The organism is Paraburkholderia silviterrae (assembly GCF_004353915.1).
In the GTDB taxonomy this organism is placed as follows: domain Bacteria; phylum Pseudomonadota; class Gammaproteobacteria; order Burkholderiales; family Burkholderiaceae; genus Paraburkholderia; species Paraburkholderia silviterrae.
In genome coordinates this window covers 160,368-175,532 of sequence record NZ_SMRP01000012.1, presented here as the reverse complement: position 1 = coordinate 175,532, position 15,165 = coordinate 160,368, and the positions used below count along the sequence as shown (strand labels likewise).

General features: G+C 65.5%; 13 protein-coding genes. 5 read left to right on the top strand and 8 right to left on the bottom strand.

Annotated features, from left to right (window positions below; genetic code table 11):
- Positions 1-61 precede the first annotated feature (61 nt).
- Positions 62-667, bottom strand: coding sequence for a TetR/AcrR family transcriptional regulator (locus EYW47_RS23165; RefSeq protein ID WP_133197228.1), 606 nt, complete (start codon positions 665-667; stop codon positions 62-64).
- A gap of 279 nt (positions 668-946) precedes the next feature.
- Between EYW47_RS23165 and EYW47_RS23160 the strand changes: the two genes are divergently transcribed.
- Entirely contained in the window at positions 947-1,822 is an 876-nt protein-coding gene (locus EYW47_RS23160) for an alpha/beta fold hydrolase (protein WP_133197166.1), read from the top strand.
- 42 nt (positions 1,823-1,864) lie between these two features.
- On the opposite strand, the gene EYW47_RS23155 is transcribed toward EYW47_RS23160, so the two are convergent.
- Positions 1,865-2,266: a YybH family protein gene (locus EYW47_RS23155; protein ID WP_240763870.1), complete on the bottom strand. Its 402-nt coding sequence runs from the start codon at positions 2,264-2,266 to the stop codon at positions 1,865-1,867.
- A gap of 264 nt (positions 2,267-2,530) precedes the next feature.
- Here EYW47_RS23155 and EYW47_RS23150 point away from each other — a divergent pair, with 264 nt between their 5' ends.
- The 4 genes from EYW47_RS23150 (at position 2,531) to EYW47_RS23135 (ending at position 8,395) form a co-directional block, all read left to right on the top strand.
- On the top strand, positions 2,531-3,976 hold the full coding sequence (locus EYW47_RS23150; RefSeq protein ID WP_133197164.1) for an MmgE/PrpD family protein: 1,446 nt from the start codon (positions 2,531-2,533) through the stop codon (positions 3,974-3,976).
- 188 nt (positions 3,977-4,164) lie between these two features.
- The gene (locus EYW47_RS23145; protein ID WP_133197163.1) at positions 4,165-5,076 is read left to right on the top strand and encodes an alpha/beta fold hydrolase; all 912 of its coding nucleotides are present in this window, start codon (positions 4,165-4,167) and stop codon (positions 5,074-5,076) included.
- A 180-nt stretch (positions 5,077-5,256) separates the two neighbouring features.
- On the top strand, positions 5,257-6,891 hold the full coding sequence (locus EYW47_RS23140; protein WP_133197162.1) for a GMC family oxidoreductase: 1,635 nt from the start codon (positions 5,257-5,259) through the stop codon (positions 6,889-6,891).
- A gap of 25 nt (positions 6,892-6,916) precedes the next feature.
- Positions 6,917-8,395 carry an aldehyde dehydrogenase gene (locus tag EYW47_RS23135; protein WP_133197161.1) on the top strand — a complete coding sequence of 493 codons (1,479 nt, stop codon included), beginning with the start codon at positions 6,917-6,919 and terminating at the stop codon, positions 8,393-8,395.
- Between the two features lie 165 nt (positions 8,396-8,560).
- Here the strand turns inward: EYW47_RS23135 and EYW47_RS23130 are convergent, their stop codons facing one another.
- The 6 genes from EYW47_RS23130 to EYW47_RS23105 form a co-directional block, all read right to left on the bottom strand.
- Complete coding sequence (locus tag EYW47_RS23130) at positions 8,561-9,979, bottom strand: MmgE/PrpD family protein (RefSeq protein WP_133197160.1); 1,419 nt, start codon at positions 9,977-9,979, stop codon at positions 8,561-8,563.
- A gap of 45 nt (positions 9,980-10,024) precedes the next feature.
- Positions 10,025-10,954, bottom strand: a complete 930-nt coding sequence (locus EYW47_RS23125; RefSeq protein ID WP_133197159.1) for a LysR family transcriptional regulator — start codon at positions 10,952-10,954, stop codon at positions 10,025-10,027.
- Between the two features lie 115 nt (positions 10,955-11,069).
- Positions 11,070-12,218, bottom strand: coding sequence for a CaiB/BaiF CoA transferase family protein (locus EYW47_RS23120; protein WP_133197158.1), 1,149 nt, complete (start codon positions 12,216-12,218; stop codon positions 11,070-11,072).
- 29 nt (positions 12,219-12,247) lie between these two features.
- On the bottom strand, positions 12,248-13,456 hold the full coding sequence (locus tag EYW47_RS23115; protein ID WP_133197157.1) for a CaiB/BaiF CoA transferase family protein: 1,209 nt from the start codon (positions 13,454-13,456) through the stop codon (positions 12,248-12,250).
- A 61-nt stretch (positions 13,457-13,517) separates the two neighbouring features.
- The gene (locus EYW47_RS23110; protein ID WP_133197156.1) at positions 13,518-13,931 is read right to left on the bottom strand and encodes a Zn-ribbon domain-containing OB-fold protein; all 414 of its coding nucleotides are present in this window, start codon (positions 13,929-13,931) and stop codon (positions 13,518-13,520) included.
- A 20-nt stretch (positions 13,932-13,951) separates the two neighbouring features.
- Positions 13,952-15,163, bottom strand: coding sequence for a thiolase family protein (locus EYW47_RS23105; RefSeq protein ID WP_133197155.1), 1,212 nt, complete (start codon positions 15,161-15,163; stop codon positions 13,952-13,954).
- Positions 15,164-15,165 lie beyond the last annotated feature (2 nt).

Genomic DNA, 15,165 nt, shown 5'->3' with positions numbered 1-15,165 from the left:
GAGGGAGAAGGCGAAAGGCAGGCGTCGCTCGAGGCTCTGAGCGACGTAAATGACGGCAGTGTCAGGACGAAGCGGCCAGTTCCTTCTTGCGGCCGCTGCGCCGCGGCTTGGCCGCCGGCGCAGCGCCCTCGAAGAACATCGTGATGAACTGATCCGCGATCTTCTCGAGCGATCCCTTCTTCGGATCGAACCAGGTCTGGACCGAATTGATGAAGCCGAGGACGAAAATGCGGCTCAGTGCAATATCGATGTCCTCGCGCAGATAACCTTCCGCACGCAGATCGTCGAAGACGGTCGTCCACATCCGCTGGTGCCGCTCGCGCCGTTTGACCTGACGCTCGCGCACCTTGTCCGGCAACTGGGTCAGGAGGCGACTGTGCGCCAGCGCGTAGTCGCCGAACTTGATCAGAGCGCTCATCTGCCCGACCAGTGCCGCCTTGAACCGGTCTTCGGCATTCGCGGTGGGGGGCAGCGCGTCCAGGTGCTCGTTGATATGCTGCACGATGCTGTCCGCGCCGTGCTCCATCACGACGTCGACAAGCTCTTCCTTCGACGCAAAATGATAGTAGATGCTCGCGGCCTCGATGCCGGCCTGGTCCGCGATCGAGCGCATCGTCGTTGCCGTGTACCCCTGGGTTGCAAACGAGCGCGCGGCGAGCCGCAGCAGAGTCTCTCGGGTATCCGCGCTGGGATTTACATTTCGCTTTCGCACGTGTCTCTATCAGCTTTGCGCTGTCCTGTTTTCGCCAGCGCAAGGATGCGCGCTGCACAATCTAATGGTCGTTTGGAAGGTTACCGTATTTTTTCCGCCCGGAACAGCCGCCCTGTCACTGTACGGAACGACTCGCGGGCGCGCGTTGACACGGCGCCGACCATCGGCGAAGTTCGAAGCGGATGCTCGATGCGCCGCCGCGTGCGCGCCCTCCCACCCGCGATGAGGACCCCAATGAATGCAGCAAGCCGCCTGCCTGGCACACCGCAGCCCATGCACATGTGGAAGGGTTCCGGCGGCGTCCGGCTAGCCGGCGATACGTGGGGCAACCCGGAAGGTCCGCCCGTCGTCCTGCTGCACGGCGGCGGCCAGACGCGTCACGCGTGGGGCGGCACGGGCGAGCGGCTCGGTCATGCCGGCTATTTCGCGATTGCGTACGACGCGCGAGGACACGGCGACTCGGACTGGAGCGCAGATGGCGATTACAGCCTCGACGCGCTGAGCGCCGATCTGCGCTGCGTACTCGCGGCTATCGGCATACGGCAGCCCGCGCTCGTCGGCGCGTCGCTGGGCGGCGCTACGAGCCTCGTTGCCGTCGGCGAGAAACAAGTGGAAGCAAGCGCACTGATCCTCGTCGATATCGTGCCGCACACGGAGCCGGCCGGTGTCGAACGCATTCGCGCGTTCATGGCGCAGAATCCGGACGGATTCGCTTCGCTCGACGAAGTAGCGGAGGCGATTGGCCGTTACCGCCCTTCGCAGTCGCGCCCGCGCAATCTGCAAGGCCTCGCGAAGAACGTGCGGCTGCACGTCGACGGCCGCTACCGCTGGCATTGGGATCCGCGATTCCTCGCGGGGCAAATCGACCTGCGCGGTCGCCATGCACGCCTTGGCGCCTGCGCGCGGGCGCTGAGCCTGCCGACTCTACTCGTGCGCGGCGGCAGTTCGGACGTCGTGAGCGAGACGGGCGTGCAGGAGTTCCTTGAATTCTGCCCGCACGCGCAATACGTGAACGTCGCGCAGGCCGGTCACATGGTGGCCGGCGACCGCAACGACGCATTTGGCGAGGCCGCCTTGCAGTTCCTCACGCGTCACCTGTGCGCCACGTGAGCTCGCGCATCGGCCCGAGCGCCGCCATTGCCGGCCCGGTTCTCATCCTGCTCCGCCCTGGATAGGCGGCGACTCCGGTGTGGTTGAAAAATGGTGTTGACGAATCTTCCATTGGTCTTGTTGCAATGCGACGACGAGCGTCGTGCGCAAACGCGAGTGCGACGGCTGGCCACCACTCAACACGAACCAGAATTCGCCATAGCCTTGCGCAAGAAAGCAGTCGTCCGCGAGGCGGATGAGGTGCTGCTCCACAAGCTCCAGCGTGGCCGATTCGATCACGCCTTCGTACGAGGCAAAATAATCACGAATCGCGCCAGCGCCAACCGAGTGTCCTGGCCGTCCGCCGAAAAACAGCGCGTCGTCCGTATACACGGCCGTCAACATATCCGCATTCCAGCGGTGTGCGGCCGCATTCCATGCGGCGTGGACAGTGGCGAGCGCCACGTCGCCCCCATCGGCCGCATCGGTAGTTCGGTTCATCTGATCTCTTCCTCCTCAGTCTGGACAAACCGTCAAGCCTCGCCCACGGCGGCTCGACGTACATCACTGCTCATCCTAACAGTTGTTAGCCTTATATACAAATCGCCCCGCGCGGCGGGAAATTCAAAGGTGTGTCACGCATAGGGATTAATACGCATGGCGCTCTCTCAAGCTCCAATTGAAACTAACATTCGTTAGTTATAATTCTATCCCTTTCAGGCTCCTGCCATGACCGCCACAATCGTCGAACAGCTTGCCCATTTCACCACCGACACCCAATTCGACCGAATCCCTCCCACCGTCGTCGAGGAGTGCAAACGGATTCTTCTTGACTCGATCGGCTGCGCCTTAGCTGCAATCGGCGAGCCCAAAGGCCGCATCGGCATCGACTACGCACGCGCGATGGGCGGCAACGGCAACGCGACCATCATGGGCACGGGAGAGAAAGCGTCGATTTTCGGCGCGGCGTTCGCCAACGGAGAACTGATCAACGCGCTCGACATGGACGCGGTCGTGCCGCCCGGCCACGTCACGCCCTATGTGCTGCCCGGCGCACTGGCCGTCGCGGAAGCGAGGGGCGCACCAGGCACGGCGTTGGTCGAAGCAATGGCGCTCTCGCATGAAATGTCGTATCGCCTCGGCAAGGCCATGGACTATCTGCGCGACACCCGGGACGGCAAGGTGTCGCCGCCGCCCGTCTACGGCTACAGCAGCACCGTGTTCGGCGCGACGGCTGCAATCGTCAAACTCAAGGCCCTCCCGCCTGCCGTGCTCCCCAATGCGCTCGGCATTGCGGGCAGCATCTCACCCGTCAATTCGCAGGTTGCGTGGTTCCAGCATGCGCCTAGCTCGACGATCAAGTACCTGCTGGCCGGCGCGCTCACCCAGACGGCAATGACGGCCGCCCATATGGCCGAATTCGGCCATCGCGGCGACATCCAGATTCTCGACGACCGCGAGTACGGGTTCCCGCGATTCATCGGCACGCGACGCTGGGAGCCCGAGCAGATCACCGCGAGCCTCGGTGTCGACTGGCGCTTCCCCACCGAGCAGGCCTACAAGCCCTACCCTCATTGCCGCATTCTCCATGCGCTGCTGGACAGTCTCACGGAGATCGTCGAAGAAAACGATATCGCGCCCGAGGAGATCGACGGCATCAAGGCGTGGGTCGAGGGTTTCGTGGAGCAGCCCGTCTGGCTCAACCGCGAAATCGCGCACGTTCACGACGCGCAGTTCAGCATCGCGCACGGGCTTGCACTCGGCGCGCACCGCATCCCGTCCGGTAAGGCGTGGCAGGACCCCGAACTCGTTTTCTGCGCGTCAGTGATGAACCTGATGGACAAGGTCACGCACGAAGTCCATCCGAACTATGTCGAACTGCTCAGCGGCCACGCCGCCAGCCGCCCCGCGAAGATCGAGGTTCAGGCGCGCGGCAAGATCTTCGTGGGCGAGCGTCGCTATCCGAAGGGCAGCCCCTCGCCGGAGTCATCCAGCTTGATGACCAACGACGAGCTCGCCGCCAAATTCCGCCGCAACGCCGAAGACGTGCTCTGCTCCGCGCGCATCGACGACGTAATCGACACTGTCTTCCATCTGGAGAACCTCGGCGACGTCGCAGTGCTCATGCGCATGCTCGGCCCGGATGACGACGGTGCGCGGGCGAAAATCGACTAGTAATACAGTCTTTCTCGCTGGCTTTCCATTTCGGAGTACGGAACGTGTGAGCCAACGGCATTGACGCTTTCGCGCCACGGGCGGAACTTATGTCTGAGACTTCCGCACTACGAGCTCAATGCCGCATTGCGGAAAACAGTCACTGACCCGCATGGAAATGCACGCAGCGAAGGACAGGTTCGATCGTGATGACTTTGACGCAAGCGCGTGTGCGCGACACGCCCGCCCCAACACACGTATGGAAGAGCGCGGACGGCACACGTCTCGCCGGCGACGTCTGGGGCGACCCGGATGGCATGCCGGTTATCCTGCTGCACAGTAGCGGGCAAACCCGTCACGCCTGGAGCACGACTGCGCGGGCGTTGGCCGCGGCGGGCTTCTATGCGATCGCCTTCGACGCGAGAGGACATGGCGATTCCGACTGGTCGCCGGTCTGCAATTACAGTCAGGGCGCCATGGTCCGCGACCTCGAATGCGTCGCGGCCACGCTCGACGGCCGCACGCCAGCGCTCGTCGGGGCGGGCATGGGCGGCAGCACGAGCCTGCTCGCAGTAGGCGAACGCTATGTGAACGCGCATGCGCTCGTGCTCGTCAACATCGCGCCGCAAACGGAAAGCGCGGCCGTCACGCGGCTGGAGTCGTTCATGCGGCAACAGCCCGGCGGCTTTACGGCACTCGACGAAGTGGATGCCGCGCTACAGGGCTTCCGGGACCATCCGGCGCGACCGGTGGACGTGGAGGGTGTGATTCGGAGCGTGCGCTGCGGCGACGATGGGAAATACCACTGGCACTGGGATCCGGGCTTCGCCGCATGGCCGCGCGACCTCGCGCGCCGCGAATCGCGCCTCTCGAAGTGTGCGCGCAATCTCGACCTGCCCACGCTGCTCGTCCGTGGCCAAAGCTCGGAGGTCGTCAGCGAAGCGGGTGCGCGCGCCTTTCTGCGTTTATGTCCACACGCGCAACACGTGAATGTGCGCGACGCCGGGCACACGATCGCCGGGGAGCATAACGACGTGTTCGGCGATACGGTGCTGCACTTTCTGCAGCGGCATGCAAACTTCGCCTGTCCGCCATCGCATCGCGCAACAGCCTATGTGTGACGCGGCCACGCCGCCCCGAGGTTATCCGCGGCCCTGTCATTCTCAATTAGTACATCAAAATTCCTGACCGATTTTCCAGCATTCCAAAGCACGGAACATTCACCGCTCCGTGCTTGTTTGCGTCAAGGCCGATGCAGTACAACGGCTGGGCAAACCGTCAGTAACGGGAAAACGCGTTCCATGGAAATCTACGACTACATCGTGGTAGGGGCCGGCTCGTCGGGCTGCGTCGTCGCCAGCCGCCTGTCCGAGGACCCCGCCGTGCGGGTGCTGCTCGTCGAGGCCGGTTCGGACATGAACAACTTCTGGGTCCGCACGCCCGCCGGAGCCGGCAAGCTGTTCATGGACAAGCGGTTCAACTGGGCATTCAACACCGAACCCGTGCCGACGCTCGGTGGCCGCAAAGTGTACTGGCCGCGCGGCAAAGGCCTCGGCGGCAGCAGTTCGATCAACGGCATGATCTACATGCGCGGCCAGCCGCCGGACTTCAACCATTGGGCCGCGCTCGGTAACGAAGGTTGGGGTTGGGCCGACGTACTGCCCTATTTCATGCGCTCCGAAACGAATCAACGCGGCGCCGATCCCTGGCATGGCGGCGAAGGTCCGCTCCATGTGAGCGACGCGGCGATTACGCACCCGACGGCCGACGATTTCATCGCCGCCGCGCAACACATCGGCATTGCGCGCCGCAACGATCTGAACGGACCACCGCACGAAGGCGTCGCCTACCGGCAATACACGATCCGCAACGGGCGCCGCCACACGTCTTACAACGCATTCGTCGAGCCGGTGCGTCACCGGCGCAATCTGGTGGTACGCACCGGCGTGCGCGTGACCCGCGTCCTGCTCGAAGCCGGCGAGGCAACCGGCATCGAGGTCCTGGAGAACGGCGAGCGGCACAGCATAGGCGCCGCGCGGGAGGTGATCCTCTCGGGCGGCGCGCTGGCTTCGCCGCATCTGCTCATGCTCTCGGGTATCGGCGACGGCGCGACGCTGCAGCGGCACGGGATCGTTCCTGCCATCGAGTCGCCCGAGGTCGGCCACAACCTGCAGGATCACTGGTTCGGCGCGCTCGCCTGGCGCGTCACCGCGGAAAGCTCCTATAACCACCGGCTGCGTGGCCTGCGCAAATACCTCGAGGGCGCACGCTATCTGCTGACACGGCGCGGCTATCTGGCGCTGGGCGCCGCGCCCGTGACGGCCTACGCGCGCAGCGAGCCCGGACGCCCCGAGGCGGATCTGCAACTGACCGTGAGCCCGATGACATTCAAGATCGCGCCATCCGGCGAACCGGTGATCGACGATTTCCCGGCTATCGGTGCATCGGTCGTCTTGCTGACGCCCGATTCGCGCGGCCATATGGAACTGGTGTCGCCCGATCCGTTACGCGCCCCCGCGTTTCATCCGAATTACCTGAGCGCGCCGGGTGATATCCGCCGCTCGATCGAGGGCATGCGAATGATGCGGCGCATCGCGCAAGCCGAGCCGCTGGCCTCGCGCCTCATACACGAACTCTCGCCCGGCGCGCCCGTCACGAGCGACGAGCAGTGGCTCGAGCACATCAAGACCAACGGCAACAGCGGCTGGCATCAAGTCGGCACCTGCCGGATGGGCAGCGACGCGCAAGCCGTGGTGAATCCGCGGTTGCGCGTACGCGGTGCGCGGCGGCTGCGCGTCGTCGACGCATCGATCATGCCCCGCATCGTGGCGGGCAACACCAACGCGGCCTGCATCATGATCGGCGAAAAAGGCGCGGACATGATCCGGGCCGATGCGCTTTCGGCCCGACCTGCCGCCCGCCCCGCCGCCCACTGACTCCCGATATCAGGACCTCGTCGACATGACTACCAAGGAACGAACCATCTCGCTCACGCATCCCGGCTGCTTCTACATCGACGGGCAATGGATGCCCGCCTCGTCCACCGACGCTTTCGATGTGCTCGACTGCAGCACGGAACAGGTTGTGGCGCGCGTCGCCCGCGCGGACGCCGCCGCCGGCGCGCGGGCCGTCGACGCCGCGCGCCGTGCCTTCGATCACGGCCCCTGGCCCCGCATGACCCCGGGCGAACGCGCTGTCTACCTGGAAAAGATCGCGCGGCGTCTCGAGGAAGCGAACGACGATTTCGCCCGCGGCTGGAGCATCGAATCGGGCATCCTCCACCGGATCGCGCAACCGCGCATCGGCCAATTTCTCGGCGCCGCGTTCCGCCAGTATGCGCAGATGGCCTCCACCCATCCTTTCGTGGAATCGCGCCGCTCGCTGTCCGGGCATCAGGCCTATGGCGTGAAGGAACCGGTGGGCGTCGTGCTCGCGATCGTTCCGTGGAACGGCCCCGCCGCCCTGACGGCGTACAAGGTCGCGCCGGCCCTGCTGGCCGGTTGCACGGTCGTCGTCAAGCCGTCGCCGGAAGCGCCCACCTCCGCGTATCTGTTCGCCCAGATCTGCGACGAAGTGGGCTTGCCACCCGGTGTCATCAACGTCGTGACCACCGAGCGCGATGTATCCGAACAACTGGTCCGCCATCCGGACGTGGACAAGATCACATTCACGGGATCGACTGCGGCGGGCCGCAGCATCAGCGCTGCGGCCGCCGGGCGGATTGCCCGGCTCACGCTGGAACTGGGCGGCAAATCGCCGGCCCTCGTGCTGGACGACTACAACATCGAAGCAGCGGCGCAGCAGCTCGGTGGCGCGTACTTCGGCTATCTCAGCGGGCAGGTGTGCCACAGCCTCACGCGCATCATCGTCCCGCGCGCGAAGCACGATGCGATGGTGGAAGCGTTGAGCGACATTGCGCGCAAGATGGTGCCGGGCGACCCCTTCGACGATGCCACCACAATCGGGCCACTTGCCACGGCGCGTCAGCGCGAGAACGTCGAGCGACATGTGACGAAAGGCATCGCCGAAGGCGCAACGCTGGCTGCCGGCGGTGCACGTCCTCGCCACCTCGAGCGCGGCTTCTTTTTCGAGCCCACTGTGTTCGGCAACGTGGACAACCGGTCGGCCCTCGCGCAGGAGGAGATCTTTGGCCCGGTGCTGTCCGTTATCGCTGCGGATAGCGAAGCGCATGCGATCGACCTCGCTAACGACACGATCTTCGGCCTGAACGCCGCGGTGTTCACTCACGATGCACAGCACGCGCTGGGCGTCGCGCGGCAGCTCAGAGCGGGCACGGTCGGACACAACGCTTCGCGCACCGACTTCTCGATCGGCTTCGGCGGGTTCAAGCAATCCGGCATCGGACGCGAAGGTGGGGCCGAGGGGTTAGATGCGCTTCTGGAGTCGAAGACGGTAGTGCTCGATCAGCCGCTCGCTTGACGACGACCAGCGGCTCCATCACTCACGGGTGCATGGTGGTGGTGACGGTGTGGAAGACCATGTCCAGGTCAAAGGCGACACGCACCCCGATGTCATGGATCGGCTCGTTCGCCGGCACCACGCGCAAGCCGCCCGGCGGGGCAAAGTCGTGCGGCTTGCACTCGGCTACGCACGAGCCAGCGCCAGTGCCAGTGCCCGGCTACCCTGAGCGTCGTCCCACAAGCGTTCCGCCAGCCGGATTTTGATCGAAGGCGCGTGGCCATGTGCAGCCAGACCATCGCCCTTGGCAAGGATCTGCTCGATGGTCAATGGCCTGGCTGGCGTTCCAATGCTATCGACCACGATGCTTGAACGTGCCGTGCCGTCGCTCATGTGCAGCCTGACACCGGTCGCAAACTGAGCCGGGTAGTACTGCGTCAGTACATCGCTGAACTCGAACCGCACCATCCGCGCGATCCGCCGGATCGCGGGATCCTCCAGAAACGCCTCGTCATAGGCGTCGTAGCGATACGGCCCGTAGCGCAGCGTCGCGCCCACGATATAGGGGCAGCTGTATTGCGCGGCCATCGTCGAAGCCGGCTCCGCCAGCATGTGCTGGTCCGCAATGAGATGCGGACCGCTGACGACGATTTCCCCGATTCCCTCCGCGGGCAGGCTGAAGTTGTCCGTCAGTTCCGCCAGCGCATCGATCGTGGAATGGAAAAGGCGACAGCACGCGTACGGCTTCAGACTGATCGCATGGATCTGCAACGCAGCGGACGGCAGCGCCGCGCGTTGTGGCCCGCCGAACAGCGAGGCGACGCCGTAGTCGCCCTCGACCACGAGCCGGGGTGCGGTAACGGCATCCATGAAGGCGAATTGCGCGGCGAGCACGCCGTTGCGGGCAGCCATCCCTGCGTGGACCCGCTTGACCTCGCCGCCCGAGGCTTCCGTCGAGAACTGCATGGACCCGCTCGCCTGCGAGAGCGCGTGCCCCCACGCGCGAACGAGCAGATCCGCAGTCACCGGCATGCCGCGGTCATCCGCATACAGCGCAAGACTGGCCGTCGCAGCCCCGAAGGCGCCAAAAACCGCGGTGGGGTGAAATCCCCGGTGTACGGTTTCCAGACCGCCCGCGGATATCCCGATCAACGCCATCGCTTCGTAGCCTGCCGCAACGGCACGAAACAGTTTGTCCTGCGAAGCACCTGTCGCGGCCCCGACGGCCAGCGCCGCGGGAAGGACCGCTGCGCCGGGATGGCTGAGCGTCTCGTTGTGGGTATCGTCAAGCTCGTAACTGTGCGAGGCCGTGCCATGGACGAGCGCGGCCACGGATGCATCCGCGGACCAGTCGCCGCCCAGTACGGGGCTCGCCCCCGTTCCGGCAAAGCGCTGCGTCCATTGCGCAATCTGGCGGGTCCATGGCCTAGTGCTGCCCCAGAGCGACACGATGAAGTTGTCGAGGAACAGTCGCCGTAACGCTTCGGTATCGGCATCGCTCAACCGTCCATTCGCAACGCGTGCGACGTGCCCGGCAATCGACGCGGTGGCGCCCGCCTGCGCGTTACCCGATGCGGTATCGCCAGAGCCGCGATGGGACTGCATGGTCTCTCTCCTTGCTATGGAATTAGCCTGAGCGTCCAGCCTGGCTCAGGCCGCCGCCTCGTCGCGCGGGCGGTCCAGCAGTTGCCGGATCAGCGCGGTCGCAATGGGATTCACCTCGCGCCCTCGCGCGGTCGCGATATGAATGTGCCGCACCGCCCACGGCTCAGCGAGCTCCACCACCGTGACACGGCCGAACAGTTCGTGGCTCACCAGACATTCGGGCTGAATGGTCACGCCGAGGCCCGCCTCGACGAGACTCACGGCCACGCCCGCGCTGCTCACGGTGTAAGGCGGCTCGAATTCGGCGCCAAGGCGCCGCGCCGCAACCCGCAACGCGCTCTGCATGGCGTTGACGGCGATGAGGTTCTCCGGCAGCAGGTCGGCGAACGAGACGCTCGTGCGCGTGCTCAGCCGATGCGCCTGCGGCACGACGGCGATCAGGCGGTCGGTCCGGTACGGCGTCACGTCCACCCCACCGAGATCCAGCTCGTGCGAGGCCGCGAACACGCCGACGTCGGCCTCCCCGCGCGCGACGGCTTGCACGATGTCGGCATTCTCCAATTCGTGCACCACGAGATCGACGAGCGGATATTCGCGCTTGAAGTCGCCCAGCTCGCGCGCAATGAACGGCACGATGATCGTGCGCGCCGACGCGAGCGCCAGCTCGCCGCGCATGCCCTCGGTAAACGACGCGACTTCGGCGCGCATGTCGTCGAGGTTCTCGAAGATCCGCCGGATGTAGCGCACGAGCACGGCGCCCGCCGGGCTCGGCACGACGCCTTTCGGACCGCGCTCGAGCAGCTTGATGCCGGCGATGTCTTCGAGGTCCTGAATGCGCTTAGTCGCCGTGGACGCGGCGATGTTCTCGCGAATCGCGGCGAGACCGATCTGCTGTTCCTCCACCGCCGAAACGAACAGCTTCAGCGTGAACAGATCGACCTGCCGTATCAGATGCAGCCGGTTGAAGGTGCTCATGTCTCCTCTCTTGCCAGCTCTTTTTGCCCCTCTACGCGACGACGCACAGGACTGACGGGCTCATCGTACACCGTCGGCCCCTGCGGGGCGCCCGGGGCCTCGCCTGGTGTGGCCACTATTGCGGCAACTTCAGCAGGCGTTCGAGCTGGTCGTTGTCGGCGCCGATCTCGCGCGCGGCATGCAGCGGCGGCGGACGCTTGCCGTCGAAGGACAGCGGCAGGCCGACAAGGCCGATCTCGTCGTCGGGCGGCGTTTCGATGATGCCGAGCGCGCGCGTCTGCTCGTGCCCCATGACCTCTGCCGTCGTCTGGATCGGAGCGACCGGTATGCCAGCCGCCTGCAGCCGTGCCTGCCAGGCCGCGCGCGTGTCCGTCGAGAGGCGCTCGCCGATCAGGCGGTCGATTTCCGCGCGGTGCTTCAGCCGCCCGGCATTGGTGGCGAAGCGCTCGTCGCCGGCCCATTCGGGATGGTCGAGCGCCGCACACAGCTTCGCGAACAGCGCGTCGTTAGCCGCGCTCACGATCAGATGACCGTCGGCCGCCGCATACGCCCGATGCGGGACGATGAACGCCACGCCCGACCCGTGCCGGCCGCCCTCCTCACCGTCCGCGCTGTAGTTCGCGATGCCGACCGACATCCACGCAATCGCCGTCTCCAGCAGCGAGCTGTTCACGGTTGCGCCGCAATGCTTGATCTGTCGGCGATAGAGCGCGGACAGAATACCGATCACGGCCCACATGCCGGTGCCGAAGTCGACGATCGACACCCCCGCGCGCACCGGCGCCTGCTCCTCCTCGCCAGTGATGCTCATGATCCCCGAGAACGCCTGCATGAGCGGATCGTAGCCCGGCAGCGTATTCATCGGCCCCGCGTGGCCGAACGCGCCCACTTCGCAGTAGACGAGCTCGGGCTTCGTGACGCGCAGGCTGTCCGCGTCGAGTCCATACCCGGCGCTGGAACCGGGCCGCAGATTGTGGATGAACACGTCCGCGTGCTCGGCGATCAGCCGGTGCAGCGTCGCGAGCTGATCGCGGTCCTTGATGTCGAGGCAAATCGTGCGCTTGCCGCGATTGAGCGCGTGATACGCGGCGCCGCTGCCTTTCCACTTGCTCGGCCCCCAGCCGCGCGCCGAATCGCCCGAAGGCCGCTCGATCTTCCAGACTTCGGCGCCCAGCGCCGCGAGGATGCGCCCGCTGAACGGCGCCGACGCGCTGTCGCTCAGCTCCACCACCACGACGCCCGCCAATGGCAAATCACGCAACATGGTTATTCTCCCTGGAGTTGGATCTGCTCTCACGCGGCATCCGAGCCGGGCGTCCATGCACCGCCCGAGTCGATCATCGCGTCAATCTCATCGCGGCCGAAGCCGTACTCCGCCAGCAACTGCGCCGTCTGCTCGCCCAGACGCGGCGCCGGATAGCGCAATTCCGGTGCGCTCTCACTCCATTGCTGAGGAATCCCTAGCGTGCGGATGGTGCCCTCGGACGGATGCTCCTGTTCCGCGAAGAAACCGACCGCCTTCATGTGCGGGTCGTTGAGTAGGGTTTCCGGCGTATTCATTTCGATGACGGGAATGTCCGCCTCGCTCAGCAACGCGACCCATTGCGCCGATGTCTTCGTTTCGAAGACCTGCACGAGAAACGCGTACAGATACGCGATATGCTCGGTGCGCGCGCCTATCGTGGCGAAACGCGGGTCGTCGGTCATCTCCGGATGTCCCGAGAGCACGAAGAAGCGCCGCCAGTGATGATCGGCATACACGTTGACGCCGATATAGCCGTCGCGCGTGCGATAGGGCCGGCGGTCCGGATTCATCATGCGCGCGTAGCCCCAGTCGCCGAGGGGCGGCACGAATGTATGACCGTACAGGTGATCACCGAGCACGAAATGTGCAAACGTCTCCAGCATCGGCACGGACACCTGCTGGCCCACGCCGCTCTTCTCGCGCCGATACAGAGCCATGGCCACCGCGTTGCTGGTGGCCATGCCGACGACGCGATCCGCGATCGCCGTCGCGACGTAGTCGGGCGGCCCTGACTTGCGGCTTTGCAGGACCGGCATGCCCACTGCGGCCTGGATCAGATCGTCGTAGGCGGGACGCGACGCATAGGGACCGTTCTGGCCAAAACCAAACGCTCCACAATAGATAATGCGCGGGTTGAGCCGCTGCACATCTTCGTACGCGATGCCGAGCTTCGCCATCGTGTGCGGACGCAGGCTGTACAGCAGGACGTCGGCGCTTGCCGCCATGCGCCTGAGCGCGCCGATGCCGTCCGGATGCTTGAGGTCGAGCACGAGGCTGCGCTTGTTGCGATTCAGATGCAGGAAGATCGGCCCCATGCCGGGATGGCGGGACGGCCCGATGTTGCGCGTCGTGTCGCCCTCGCGCGATTCGATCTTGCACACGTCCGCGCCCATGTCGGCCAGCAGCAACGCGGCGTATGGCCCCATGAAGTTGGACGTCAAGTCGAGGATGCGAACGCCCTCAAGCGGTCCGGCCATGATGCCTCCCGCCGTGGCGTGCGCCTTGAATAAGTCTCACGATGTCTCCTCCAATTTGCTGCTATGCCGGCACGAACAGCGGCAGTTTCTGCTCGCCGCGCTGCTCGAAGCGCACCGCCACGCGCTGGCCGATCGCGATGGTATCTGGATCGGCGTCGATCTGCGAGAACAAGAAATAGCCTTCGTCCATCTGGATGAAGCCGACCGTGTACGGCACGATGCCGGCCCATACGGGCGTCGGCCCGCGCATGATCGTGCTGTACGACCAGACGGTGCCGCGCCCACCCGACTGCCGCCAGTCGAGCGAGCGCGACCCGCAGTGCGTGCAGAACGAGTGCGCGGGCCACACGGCTTGCGTGCAGTCGTTGCAGTGCTGGTAGGTCAGCCGTTCTTCCGCCAGCGCGGCCCAGTAAGGCTCGGCGTCCGGCAAGCGATAAGGCTGCGGCCAGCCATTGAGCGAATGAGTGTCTGTCATGGAATGCTCTCGATCGGATATCACGTCGCGGACGACAGCAGCAGCACCGCACCCGCCGCCAGCATCCCGCCCGCGCCCTGCACGAGCACGGTCTGCGGACGGCGCGCGGGTGCAAGGCCCAGGGGCTCGCCGCGTAACTGGCGCACCGCTTCGACGATGCTGTCCATATTGCAAGAAATACCTGGCTGTCCGAATGACAGCCAGCCGCCATTGGTGTCGGTTGGCAGATCGCCATCCACGCCGGTGCGGCCTTCGCGATAGAGGTCGATGCCGCGCCCCTTCTTCGCGAAGCCCAGATCCTCCATCACCATTGGCCCCATGTGCGCGAAATTGACCGAAATCTGCGCCATGTCGATATCGTCAGGACCGAGGCCCGACATCGCCCAGGCTTGACGTGCCGCCTCCGCCGTCGCCGTCGTGGTGAGGTTCGGGAGCGCGCCGAGGCTGCCGAACCGGCACTGCCGCATGTTCATGCGGTCGGTCAGGTATTCGTGCGTGGTCGCCGATCCATAGCCCATCAGGTACACCGGATTGCGGGCGGCGCGCGCGTTCTCCGGCGACGTGACGACGAGCGCCCCGCCCGTGCCGCCGCCCCACGTCGAGCACATCCAGCGGCGCAGCGGCGTCGCCACGTAAGGGGACGACAGGACCTTCGCGCGGTCGATCTCGCCGAACTTCGCTTTCGCCGCGTGCGGATGATGCCGGCCCCAGCGCTGGTTCGCGACGACGACATCGGCAAGATCCGCTTCGGTGATGCCGAACTCGTGGAAGTAGCGATGCGCGGCCTGCGCGTAAAGCGCGGGAATCGTCGGGCCGTAGGGAATCTCGAACTGCGGGTCGGCGTCGGCTTCCGCGCCCATCGCGACGGCGTCGACGAACAGCTCGGTCGCGTCGCTCTGCAGGCACAGCACGTATTCGGCTCGGCCCGCGGCGATCATCTGCGCGGCGATTGCCAGCGTCGACGTCAACCCGGCACCGTGCATCGTCAGCTCGCTTGTGATCGTCACCGGCATCTGCATGTGCGAGATGAAGATGTTGCTCCACTGCGAACGCTTGTCGGCCCACGGCGAGCGGCCCGTGAACACTGCGTCGACCTGATCCTTGCGAATGCCCGCGTCGGCGAGCGCGCCCTGCGTCGCCTCGGCCGCCAGTTGCAACGGATCCTTCCTGTTCGCGAGCGAGGCATAGGCATCGCCCATGCCGACGATCGCCGCTAACGGTTGGGGACTCATGC

Excerpts from the sequence above, each read along its gene's own strand:
- EYW47_RS23160 (WP_133197166.1), top strand. The coding sequence starts at position 947 with ATGAATGCAGCAAGCCGCCTGCCTGGCACACCGCAGCCCATGCACATG.
- EYW47_RS23115 (WP_133197157.1), bottom strand. The coding sequence starts at position 13,456 with ATGGCCGGACCGCTTGAGGGCGTTCGCATCCTCGACTTGACGTCCAAC.
- EYW47_RS23140 (WP_133197162.1), top strand. The coding sequence starts at position 5,257 with ATGGAAATCTACGACTACATCGTGGTAGGGGCCGGCTCGTCGGGCTGC.
- EYW47_RS23150 (WP_133197164.1), top strand. The coding sequence starts at position 2,531 with ATGACCGCCACAATCGTCGAACAGCTTGCCCATTTCACCACCGACACC.
- EYW47_RS23120 (WP_133197158.1), bottom strand. The coding sequence starts at position 12,218 with ATGTTGCGTGATTTGCCATTGGCGGGCGTCGTGGTGGTGGAGCTGAGC.
- EYW47_RS23135 (WP_133197161.1), top strand. The coding sequence starts at position 6,917 with ATGACTACCAAGGAACGAACCATCTCGCTCACGCATCCCGGCTGCTTC.
- EYW47_RS23110 (WP_133197156.1), bottom strand. The coding sequence starts at position 13,931 with ATGACAGACACTCATTCGCTCAATGGCTGGCCGCAGCCTTATCGCTTG.
- EYW47_RS23130 (WP_133197160.1), bottom strand. The coding sequence starts at position 9,979 with ATGCAGTCCCATCGCGGCTCTGGCGATACCGCATCGGGTAACGCGCAG.
- EYW47_RS23145 (WP_133197163.1), top strand. The coding sequence starts at position 4,165 with ATGACTTTGACGCAAGCGCGTGTGCGCGACACGCCCGCCCCAACACAC.
- EYW47_RS23125 (WP_133197159.1), bottom strand. The coding sequence starts at position 10,954 with ATGAGCACCTTCAACCGGCTGCATCTGATACGGCAGGTCGATCTGTTC.
- EYW47_RS23105 (WP_133197155.1), bottom strand. The coding sequence starts at position 15,163 with ATGAGTCCCCAACCGTTAGCGGCGATCGTCGGCATGGGCGATGCCTAT.